Annotated in this window: 9 protein-coding genes; 3 read left to right on the top strand and 6 right to left on the bottom strand. The window is 60.3% G+C overall.

From position 1 onward, the window contains the following. Positions 1-133: 133 nt before the first annotated feature. Positions 134-3,181: a Ti-type conjugative transfer relaxase TraA gene (gene traA / locus QQK95_RS10225; protein WP_202359840.1), complete on the bottom strand. Its 3,048-nt coding sequence runs from the start codon at positions 3,179-3,181 to the stop codon at positions 134-136. A 172-nt stretch (positions 3,182-3,353) separates the two neighbouring features. Here traA and QQK95_RS10220 point away from each other — a divergent pair, with 172 nt between their 5' ends. Together QQK95_RS10220 and QQK95_RS10215 are read left to right on the top strand one after the other, a co-directional pair. After that, complete coding sequence (locus QQK95_RS10220; protein WP_202359839.1) at positions 3,354-3,680, top strand: conjugal transfer protein TraD; 327 nt, start codon at positions 3,354-3,356, stop codon at positions 3,678-3,680. A gap of 1 nt (position 3,681) precedes the next feature. After that, positions 3,682-3,906 carry a conjugal transfer protein TraD gene (locus QQK95_RS10215; RefSeq protein WP_019858500.1) on the top strand — a complete coding sequence of 75 codons (225 nt, stop codon included), beginning with the start codon at positions 3,682-3,684 and terminating at the stop codon, positions 3,904-3,906. A 489-nt stretch (positions 3,907-4,395) separates the two neighbouring features. On the opposite strand, the gene QQK95_RS10210 is transcribed toward QQK95_RS10215, so the two are convergent. The 5 genes from QQK95_RS10210 to QQK95_RS10190 form a co-directional block, all read right to left on the bottom strand. Then, positions 4,396-4,968 carry a hypothetical protein gene (locus tag QQK95_RS10210; RefSeq protein ID WP_202359837.1) on the bottom strand — a complete coding sequence of 191 codons (573 nt, stop codon included), beginning with the start codon at positions 4,966-4,968 and terminating at the stop codon, positions 4,396-4,398. 1,439 nt (positions 4,969-6,407) lie between these two features. Next, positions 6,408-6,941, bottom strand: a complete 534-nt coding sequence (locus tag QQK95_RS10205) for a TadE/TadG family type IV pilus assembly protein (RefSeq protein WP_284271833.1) — start codon at positions 6,939-6,941, stop codon at positions 6,408-6,410. Further along, a complete protein-coding gene (locus tag QQK95_RS10200) occupies positions 6,931-7,371 on the bottom strand; it encodes a TadE/TadG family type IV pilus assembly protein (protein ID WP_199643412.1) in 441 nt (146 codons plus the stop codon). The genes QQK95_RS10205 and QQK95_RS10200 overlap by 11 nt, the downstream gene beginning before the upstream one ends. Positions 7,372-7,377: 6 nt before the next feature. Beyond that, positions 7,378-8,607 carry a pilus assembly protein TadG-related protein gene (locus QQK95_RS10195; protein WP_202359835.1) on the bottom strand — a complete coding sequence of 410 codons (1,230 nt, stop codon included), beginning with the start codon at positions 8,605-8,607 and terminating at the stop codon, positions 7,378-7,380. Between the two features lie 147 nt (positions 8,608-8,754). After that, complete coding sequence (locus tag QQK95_RS10190; protein WP_284271830.1) at positions 8,755-8,907, bottom strand: hypothetical protein; 153 nt, start codon at positions 8,905-8,907, stop codon at positions 8,755-8,757. A gap of 877 nt (positions 8,908-9,784) precedes the next feature. Between QQK95_RS10190 and QQK95_RS10180 the strand changes: the two genes are divergently transcribed. Continuing rightward, on the top strand, positions 9,785-10,078 hold a 294-nt coding region (locus QQK95_RS10180; protein ID WP_284271841.1), incomplete at its 3' end, for a hypothetical protein.

The following is a 10,078-nucleotide window of genomic DNA, read 5'->3' as shown; positions in this document are numbered from 1 at the left end:
AATTGAAGCCGCAGAGCGCCGCTTGATCAGCCTCGTCACCCAAATTCCAGCATAGCTCGAACCCATGCGGTAGGCAATCAGGTTTGTCGCCTCAGCCGGCTGCGGAGTGGAAACGGCGGCAAATCGGAGGGTGTCAGAGCCCAATACCCCGCCCCTTAGCGATGCCATGGCTGAAGGCGAGTTCAGCGCCCAGGCGACGACCCGAATCCACGTTGATGCCAAGCTCGCGTTTGCGGTTTGCCAGGAGGGATTCCAGTTGCGGATCGCGTTCAAGGCTCTTGGCCATTTCGGACATGGCCAAGCGCGTTGACTTGTAGCCGGACATGTCGCCGGCCTGATATTGCTCCTGTCCCGTACGGTCGAGCCTTTGCCAACGTTCGACGAAACGGTCGGCACGGCGGCCGGGATCGATGTCCATCCCGGTGCGGATTTCCGTTTCAAGCTGGAGAGCAAGCACGACGCGGCTGACGCGGCCGGAGCTCGCTTCACGAACCAGCTCGGGATTTTTCACATAAGCCGCTTCGGCATCGCGCCAACCATGAGGCCGAACCTTCTCAAAAGCGTTGCGCGCATCTCTCAATTCGCCCATCTGCTCGGGAGTCCCCTGCCCGTCCGCATTTCCGGTACTGAGGATCGCGTCGAGCGCACGCGCGTGACGCACAAGCGCTTGCGTACGAGCGCCGCGCAACGCAGCTTCCGGATCCAGCGGTGCTTCCGTGTTGCGCTGTACACCCGGCCCTGGCTTCTCCCTTTCCGGCGCGGCAGCGCCATCTCCGATCCGCACCCCAACAATCTCCCTTCCCGGCCCAGGTCCACGTTCGTGCCTGGGCTCGTCGTCTCCGGGAGAGCGCAACCCGTCCAGCAATCCGCCGATCCTGTCGCGCAGCTTCTCCGGAACGATCCGGCGCACGATCTCGACCACGCGCTCGCGGAACGTGATGCCGCGCCGCTCGGCATAGTGTTGCGCCGGGTCGACCTGCTCATAATCCGACGCCATGTCCTTGGCGCGGTCCCGTGACAGCGAGCGGACGAGCCGCTCGCGCGTCGTGAAGTCATCGCTGCCGTAATGCAGCTCCATCCCGTCTCGATGCCGCGACAGTGCGACGTAGCTGCCATGCGCATCCATGCCCGGCGTCGCCAGCACATGGGTCCGGTCGACGGTCATGCCCTGCGCCTTGTGAATGGTCGCCGCATAGCCGTGGTCGATGTGTGCGTAGTCTTTCAGGTCGAAGCGAACTGACCTGTCGTCATCGGTGCACACGGTCATGCTTTGTTTGCTGACTTCCTCCACCATGCCAAGCGTGCCGTTCTTGACGCCGAGCGACCGCTCGTTGCGCAAGAACATGACCCGGTCGCCGCTGGCGAAGGCCCTTGCACCGCGTTCGACATTCACGTGAACCTCGTCGCCGAGATCTCCAGCAGCGCGCATGCGCTCGCGCGCTGCCTGGTTTAGGGCGCGCACCTCGTCGTTTGTGTGGGTGAGGATGATCCGGCTCGCCTCTGGATGAGCCAGCCTGTCGCGATCCCAGTGCTCGACGAGTTCACCTCGTGCTTCGTCGCGCGTTGCAGCCTGATGCACCATGCCTCGTGCGTCGTAGGTGCTGATCGCGGCGCCGATCCTGCCGGTTGCCAGATCGCGCGTGGCATCGCGCTGCCAGTCCTCACGCTGCCGGCGCACCTGGCCGATCTCGACGCCGCCATGACGCTCGTGGATGGAACGGAATGCAGCGCCGGCCTCGATTGCCTGCAACTGCTGCGGGTCGCCGACGAGGACGACTTTTGCGCCAGCGTCCGCCGCATGGGAGAGCACGCGCTCCAACTGGCGCGTGCCGACCATGCCAGCCTCATCGATCACCAGGACATCGCGCGCAGTGAGCAGATCCCTGCCCTGTCCCCAGCCATGCTCCATACTGGCGATGGTGCGTGACGGGGTGCCTGAACCGCCTTCCAGATTCTCGGCGGCAATGCCGGACAGTGCCGCGCCTCGAACCTCGTAACCCGCCGCTGCCCATGCCTGGCGCGCAACGCCCAGCAGAGCGCTCTTGCCCGTTCCAGCATAGCCGATAACGACACCCAGACCGCGACCATCGGTGATGTGCGCAAGCGCATCGCTTTGTTCGCCTGACAGAACAAGCCCACGTTGCGCTGCGCGCGCCAGCGCTGCCTCGCGATGTGCATTACTCACCGCGTGTCGCTCGTCCAAATCCATACGCTCCGCAGCGCGGTGAAGGCGCTGTTCGGTGTCGATCATCTGCCTTGTGGTGAAACGGTCTTCGCCGCGTCCGTCCTTGCCGAGCTCGACCAGATCGGGTGCGTTGCTGATGGCTGCCACGACCGCGTTGAACTGCTCCATTCCCTCGCTGTGTCGATGCGAGAACTTCGCGATGTCTTTTCGGGTGAAGGTCGACTGCTGATGCGTGATGGCATCGAGCGCCACGGATGGATCGGCAATGATGCGCGCACCATTGTTGCGCGCGATCTCGCGATGCAGTTCGGCGCGATCTGCTTCAATGTCGCCAGCAGCAAGGCCGCTGCCCTCAATACGTTGAGCCGGTGCACCAATCTGGGTCTGCGGCTCCAGGGCAATGCCCTGCGCTTCGAGACTGCGATGGTCTATGCGGGCGTCGATGTCGAGTTCGGCAAGGCGCGCATTGGCCAGCTCCGCCCACCGCTCGCGCCAGCGCTCGACCAGCTCCGTCTGGTTCCAGTCGCGCACTTTCGGGCCAAAGCCATTCTCGTCCACGGATCGCATGGTCAGCATGACATGAGCATGCGGCTTGGGACTGCCATCTTCTGCCCGGTCCCAGTGCACATTGAGATCGGCGACCATGCCCTTGCTGACAAACTCGACTTGTACAAAGTCGCGCGCCAACTCGATGCCTTGCGCCTGGCTGAGCTCACGCGGCAGCGCAAACTCGACCTCGCGGGCGAGTTGGGCATCCTTGCGTATCTCGAAGGCCTCGACATCGTTCCACAGCCGTTCGCGGTCGCGCCAAGCCTCCGGTGCATCCTCCGGCAGCATCACCTCGGAATGAACGACACCGCGCTTTGCGGAGAAGTCATGGCTGCGCTCGATGCGCTCGTCGCGTAGCCGCGACGCTGAACGGTAGGCCGCCGACGCAACAGCGCTGCTCCCAGCCTTGCGGCCAATCACTTTGACATGAAGATGATAGATCGCCATCGCGACAGGATCATTTGCACGTCAAAGCGCACGTCGGCACGACGTATAAGCGCGCCCTCCCTCGAAAAATTCTCGGGATGGACCAGCCCGTCCCGGGCTGTCTCGGCAACCCTGAAGCCTTCAGGCGGACGCTCAACTATCATCGAGAGATCGACAATCAATGGAGACAGTCATGCGCAAACCGCGGGACTTCGACGCCGAACTGAAGGCGCTGGAAGACAAAGCGCGAGAGCTCAAAACGCGAAAGGTGCAGCAGCTTGGCGAACTGGTGATCGCTACTGGCGCCGATCAGCTCAGCACCGACGAACTGGCCGGTGCACTGGTCGCAATCACGGAGACGAACGACACCTCAAAGCGTGAAGCATGGGCCAAGCGTGGGGCGATGTTTTTCGAGAGCCGGTCCCGGCGAACTGCTCCGGCATCTCAGCGCAACCCTCGCAGCTCTCCAGCGCAACAAGGCAGCTCACAATCGCCGGCAAGCGGCACAGGCTCGCAATGACATGCGCACGTGGCAGGTCGAACGCCGCAAGCGCACCCGACATCTGATCGAACTCGGCGGGCTCGTCGTCAAGGCAGGCATTGTTGAGCTCACCAATGACGATCGCGCTACCATCTACGGCGCGATGCTCTGGATCGCAGCTAAGCTGCAGAGCCATGAAGGCGAGCAAGCACAACGATTATGGACTGCGGAGGGAAGGCAGGCGTTCGATGCGGAAATGCCCTAGCGGAACGCTGAATGGAGCGTCGACGTCAATTGTCTGCGAGAAATACGGATAAATGGAAGACCACGAATCTCGACCGAATTTCAAGATGACGTTGCGAGATGCTCAACGCCGCTGCCTTCCCGCCCCGCCAGTTTGACGATTTCGGCGAATCTGCCCTCGTCGACCTATCCGGCCATGCAGACTCCGTCGGTATGCCATCTAGGCCGCGACATCTCCTCAAATTCAGGTCCTGCAGCCGCTCGGCCAGCCTGCGATTGGAACCGAGATAGGCGTCTTCAAACTGTCTTACGACATAGGGCGGGAACCCGAACGGCGGCCCTGGCAGATGTCGTTGAAGAGCCAAAAGCGCTTCTGACATCGGCGGCAGACCTCGCTCGTTGAGCATTCTCGCAACCTCGGTCATTTCGGCGTTAAGGCTCCGGTTGGTATGAATTTCCTGCACCTGATCGATCGTGTCGATGCTAATGCCCAACCTCATCTTGAACGCACTCAGCAGCGAACGGGGCTGTAGTTTATCATCCGCATGTCTGCATCGGGGAATGCGCCGGCCCAGCTTTCGTAGAGACAATTCCAGTCAAGATAGGAAAAATATGCGGCACCGGTTACAATATCGCTGCGACCGAGCGATTTGACATCCTGAGCATAGCCGCTAGCTGCCAGGATGTCCTGCCGCCTCAGGACACAAACGATCATGACAACGTCCACACCCTCTTTCTTGAAATAATCAGCTACGTGCGGCGGATTGCAGATATGAAAGAATTCTGACGATTCGACGCCCCCGCCTAATTGACTTATCCCTACGCAAGCCGGCTCTGCGTTTGGTGAAGACTTGCCTGAGGAGATGATTTGCAATGGCCCGCACCAAAGGCTCATGAAAGCAAGCGAGAGATGCCGGCTTTCGTAGACAGGGCAATTAGGGCTGGCTGCGATATCTGCGCCATCGGCGATAAGGGCTACGTGCTCGGTGACGTCGAGAAGATGGTAGCGGCAGCGGATGATCTCGTACGCATTGGCGAAGAGTTTGGCGATCGCGATTTCTGGCTGCCCGAGATCGTTGCCCACCTGAAATCGCGTGGCCGACACATCGATCCGGAATCGCCAATCGAGACATGGTACGGCCACTGCGGGAATCAGAAGCTACAGTAGCGAGATCGGCTTCCGCGATCACGCCATTATCTCACCAATCTACCCTGTTAGTTCTGCGTTGCGGACTTGTCGATCCGCCAGGCCGGCACCAAATCGGGGTTAGACTCTCCAACCGAGTAGGTGTCGGCCAACCAACGGTCTACAATGTGATGCTTTAGCGCATCTTCGGCTTTGGCGTGATCTCCTCAACCCGCACTTTGTCGCCGATCTTCTGGCCGTATCGAGCGCCTTCTGTTTGTCCTTGGTGGTCAGCACAGTCATCGAGGCTTCTCGAAGACGCTGACAACGTAGGTTGTGGGCGACTTTGTCGGCCAACATCGTTACCCGGAGTTTGAAGATCGGCGCTCCAATAGAAATGGCCCGGCACGCGTCAAAAGTCGGGTGGACATTGGCATGCCGGGCCATTTGCGGGTGAGCTTGGATCAGGGTTCCTGCCCCGCAATGTCTAGATTATAAAGCATATTAGTGATTGCTCAACTGAGACTGAAGTCCCTGCCGGCCGCTGGAGGTGCACACCCCATTCCAACGAAGAACGGCGCTTCGTCCCCCGGTGATAATGCTTTCGCGTGTCCGTTTGGAGAGATTCTCTCCCAGCTGTCCTTCATTCGCAGGGTTCGTTCAGACTAGCGGATCGCTAATAGCCTTCTTAGCCGGCAGCCGGCATATTTTCCGAGCTGACGGCGAGGCCCGGTGTCCCCTCTGCGCGGAGGGTGCCGGGCCGCCTGCGATGTGCCGCACATCTTGGCCGTGTTAGTCAGGAACGCGTGTAAGGATTGCTGGGCACCGTATGCGGCCATCCGCCAGCGGATCGTGAAGGCCCGCCAGCCAATTTCCGGCCGCGCGCTTGTCGTAGTTCATGATCAAGCTGCCTCCGGCGGGCCGGGCAGCGGCGCCATATTTCCATCCAACTATGGAGTGCGGCGGACCTGATGGTTTCATCTAACCGCCGCACTGTAAGCCGGTGGCCAGGTCAACCGGCCCTAAAGGCCAGTTGTTATAATCCAAGGGTTGGTGTCATATCCCAACCGTGGCTTTTCCGGCTTTGCTCCGTCCGGAAATTTGGCTGTTCCGGTCAAGCTGCAGTCAAGCGCTGGCCTCGGCTTCTTGCTCGAATGTTTGGTAGAGCATAGGGCCATAGCATCACCGACCGCCACCTTCTTCTCCTTGGCAAAGGCGACACCAGTCGCAGCGATCGCGAGTGCCGCGCAAACTATAACCACTCTCATCGTCCTTCCCCACGGTTGCGCATCCCCAAGATGCCGGGAAGTGACGTAACGTCACTTTTTATATTAGCGCAAGCGAATATTGATGGCCTTTTTCACGACAGAAGTCGCGGGTGCCTGGCCCGACTCGTCTTAGCTGCCGACCAACAGCGGCACGGTAACGGTGGTGGCGTAGTTGATCGGAAAGGTGTCGAGGTAAGGAAAATCGACGACGAAGGCATAGGTGGCGGTCAGATGGGCCATGCGGAAACCGCCGCTCACCGGGTCGATGGCGATCGTCACGTTGACATCCTTCAAACCCAAGGCCTGCAATTTCTGCGTGGCGATCGATTGGATGTCGGCCTGGGTCAGCGTGTTCTGAAGCTGCAGCGAGCGCGACGATGTCTCCAGCGTATAGCGAACGCTGGACACCGAATGCATCGACCAGCCCAACGCGAAGATCCCGAACAGCAATATGATAAGGAACGGCGCGATCAGCGCGAACTCCAGTCCGGCCCCGGCTGATCGATCCCGCCTAAAGGCGCTTGCCCCAGCGCAATTCCAGGAAAAATGTGAAACCGTTTTCCCGGGAAAAGCGCGCAGCGCTTTCCCCAAGGAATCGCGGCAAAACAAAGAGCCGGGGCACTTCGCCGTTTCCGCGAAACGGTGAGCCCTCCTAGCGAACACGGATCACCTCCAGATGGCCGATGACGCTGGAAGCGGAAAAGACGCCGAAGGTGAAAGGCGGCGTCCAGGTGGCCGATGCCTGGATCTGAACATAGACCGACGGCACCTTTGGCCCGCTGCACAGAGTGGAGGCGTCGACCACGGTCGTCCCGCACATATAGATCCGGCTTAGCGTGACCTGGCCGTCCGCCGGCCGTTTCTCCCAGCTCGAAATGGCAACGGCCTGCGTCGCCGTATCATTGGTCGATCCTTCCATGATCAGGTTCGCGGCGGTCTTCACGCCGGCGCGCATCGACAGCGAGCTCGTCACATAGGACCAGCCGTCGATGATACCAAGCAGCGCCGCGCACAGGAACGGCAGGACCATCGCGAACTCGACTGCCGCAACGCCCGCATCGTCGCCAAGGATCGGCTTTGATCGGCGTTCCACGGAAGGCTACTCGACCAGCGCGACGGACTGCGTCGCCGGAATGTCGCGCATTCCCAGGCTCGTGCAATCCTGACTGATGGTTGAGTTACCCGACCATTGGATCAGGTCGGCAACAACCTGGGTGCACCCGCTCTTGCCGGAGAAATTGCCGAGATAATTGACCTGCTGCTTGGGGAAATAGAGCGCGCCCGTCAGCAGCGAATCCGCCGTGCCGTTGAAAGTGCTCTGTCCGCCGGTGCTCGTTCTGTCGCCATACATGAGCACGCCGGAATAGGTGCCCGAAGTCGGCGCGCTCAGGGACACGGTGGCGTTGCCATTCATCGAGACACGTGAGCCGCCGGCGAGGTAGATGGTGACGCCGTCACCGGAGACGTTGGCATTCGCATTCACTTTGAAATCGCCGCTCTGGATGACATAGACGCCAGGCTGCAACGTGACGGTGCCGCTGAGGCTGAGCCCACTGCAGTAGGTGCCGGGCTTCAACGTCGACTTGTTGGCGTTCTGGCAGGGGTTCGAGGCGGCAGGGGCCGGCAGGTCGGCAAATGGATCGGCGGCAGGCAGCGCCTGGGTTATCGGGGCCGCGCAGACGGTCGTAACGGGATTGCTGAGAGCAACACCGCCCCCCGATATCAGGCAATCGGCCTGCAGGCCCGCCGAGCCCTGGAGCTTGATGGCGTCCGATGCGATCGAATTGGCCATGACCGAGCAACCGATGAGCTTGACGCTGGTGTTGCCGGAAAACAGCGCCGCCTGCGAAGCGGATGGATCGAGCGCGAGCACGCAAGCCTTCGAAGCGTCGGTGATGAGGGCCACCGCCCTCGCCTGCTCGGGCACCTGGCCTTGCGTGAAGATCGAGGTGAAAATCCGGTCGACGTTCTGAGCGACGATGACCTCGACTGCTTTCTTCGCCGTGTTCGGCCCAGACACCGGCGGCGTGTTGACGACGATCGTGCCCGAGCCCAGCCCGTTCGTAGCGGCCGACTGTGTCGCGGCCGCCACGATCGTAGGCTTGTCGGAACCTGATATCTGTTCGAGCGCGCCAGCGTAAGCAGCGGCATCGGCCGTCGCCTGCAGCTTCAGGCTGTTGTAGTACCAGTAGGAGGTCTCCACGCCGAAGCCGGCCGCGCCTACGACGATCGGCAAGCTGAGGGCGAAAATGATGGCAACATTTGCACTTGTAGCCCGGCATATACCGGTCGCCATGAGGCGAAATCGGGTGAAGCAAATGAGGGACATAGCGAAAATTAGAAAACACGCACATATCAATAAACGGCTAAGAAATTCGTTTCATTTTTGACCTCTGGTCGATTGTATCCCTTGTCGCGGGCGCCATTAAAAAAGCCGGCGTCTACCAGCCCGTGCGCGCCATATGCTGGCCTCGGCTTATCGCGCCAAATCCGACCCGACGATGCGGCGGGTATAGGCGATCTCGACAGCAGCCACCGCCTCGCCCTTGGTGTCGGCCCGGCCTTGTGCACCGCCGTCGAAGCACGTCCAGGACCAGCTGCCCGCTGACGGTCCGTGCTGCTCCTTCATGATACGGCCGATGCCCTGCTCCTGAAAGCTTTCCCTCAAAGTCGAAATGCACGGTTTTTCCCGCGATGACGGTCCGTCCCCAGGATAACCGGACACGAGCGCCCCTGGCATCGACGAAGGTGAAGGCCTCGGCCTTGCTGGCGAATGTATCGATCGCGTGGTTGTTCTCGACGACTTGCCAGCCTCGCTGGTAAAGGAAGATGGAAAATTGGCTCGTGATGGGCGATATGGTTGCGCAGCGTCAACAAATCATCACAAATCGCCCGCGCATCATGAGCTTCGATTTTAGGATCCGTGCGCAAAGACCTTTAGCCGGTTATATCGCCACTTGTAATGGCTCTCATAGTTTGCTGACAATTGCGAGACCCAGAGCCCGCAGACAAATCACCCACTATAACCGCTGTTGGCACAGGATTGATGCCCCTATCTCTTTCCTGTCTTAAGGTGGTTTCACTTAGTCGCCTTTTGTCGTCTCGATGCCTTTGGGAGGGGCGGGCAAATGAATTCAGTTATCGCGTTAGCCACTCTTGGCCTAGCAGGGTGTGCTTCGGCCGAAACCATCCAAACATCGAAAAACACAGCTGTAGTTCAGTCATCGGCTGCGCCAGCGTGTGGTGAAATCGGAGCGGCCAGGGTTGCCCAGAAACAAGCAGCTGTTGCAACTCTCAAGGCCGGATAGGCGCTCGTTCTTTCGCCAGCGCACCACGGCCCGATATCTAGCATCGTCAGCATGGATATGCAGGACGAACCTGTCAGGAACATCCACGCCGGGATCAACTCGTAACTCCGCACCATGTGTGTGCTGGTTCCTGACGGAGCAATTGATGCTTACACCCTCGGCAATGATGACCCCATCCTTCAGGACAGCCGTTCGAGGATGAGCTCGTCGCTCAATGGGTGGACCATCGTTGCCCATATCTCTCATTCCTCCCGAAAATCCTGCAAGGAAGCGTGCCGCAAATCTTCCTCGCCGCGTAAATGCTTTACGCGGCCGATGATGCCGGGCTTGACCCATTGCGTCGCCGGCCGCTTCCTCCCCTTCGGCGCCGGCCCGGCGTGCTCCTGGACGCGCTTCCACAGTCGATCGCGGATTGCACCGCGCGAATTGATGAAGGAGCTATGCTGGAATTTGGGTGACGAGGCTGATCAAGCGGCGCTCTGCGGCTTCAAT

The sequence above is a fragment of the Mesorhizobium huakuii genome (assembly GCF_030160235.1).
Classification (GTDB): Bacteria; Pseudomonadota; Alphaproteobacteria; order Rhizobiales; family Rhizobiaceae; genus Mesorhizobium; species Mesorhizobium huakuii.
Note: the sequence above shows the minus strand (reverse complement) of the source record. Positions and strands in the feature narration are given on the sequence as shown.

Coding starts and splice junctions, on each gene's coding strand:
- traA (WP_202359840.1), bottom strand. CDS start 3,181: ATGGCGATCTATCATCTTCATGTCAAAGTGATTGGCCGCAAGGCTGGG.
- QQK95_RS10220 (WP_202359839.1), top strand. CDS start 3,354: ATGCGCAAACCGCGGGACTTCGACGCCGAACTGAAGGCGCTGGAAGAC.
- QQK95_RS10215 (WP_019858500.1), top strand. CDS start 3,682: ATGCGCACGTGGCAGGTCGAACGCCGCAAGCGCACCCGACATCTGATC.
- QQK95_RS10195 (WP_202359835.1), bottom strand. CDS start 8,607: ATGTCCCTCATTTGCTTCACCCGATTTCGCCTCATGGCGACCGGTATA.
- QQK95_RS10190 (WP_284271830.1), bottom strand. CDS start 8,907: ATGAAGGAGCAGCACGGACCGTCAGCGGGCAGCTGGTCCTGGACGTGC.